Here is a 241-nt window from a genome sequence, read left to right on the forward strand (position 1 = left end):
CCGGTTTCGCTGACCAGAACGCCGCCTCCGCGCTGGTCGAGGCCTTTCAGGTTGGCGTCGAGCAGGCCCTTGGCGCTGACCCGGCCCTGCTGGCCGTTGTCCAGCCGGGCGGCCACCAGGGTGATGCCGGCGTTGCTGCCGATGCCGCCGTTGCGGCTGTTGTCCAGCACGCCGGTGCGGATATCCACCGCACCCTTGGCGCTGATCACGCCGGAACGGCTGTTGTCGAGGCTGGCGCCCT

The 241-nt window shown here is 70.5% G+C and carries 1 protein-coding gene; it reads right to left on the reverse strand.

Annotated features, from left to right (window positions below; translation table 11 throughout):
- Nucleotides 1-241 (reverse strand): hypothetical protein (locus tag HMPREF0072_RS11625; protein WP_155811917.1); only part of this gene is annotated, 241 nt, incomplete at both ends.

It is taken from the genome of Anaerococcus lactolyticus ATCC 51172 (assembly GCF_000156575.1).
Lineage (GTDB): Bacteria > Bacillota > Clostridia > Tissierellales > Peptoniphilaceae > Anaerococcus > Anaerococcus lactolyticus.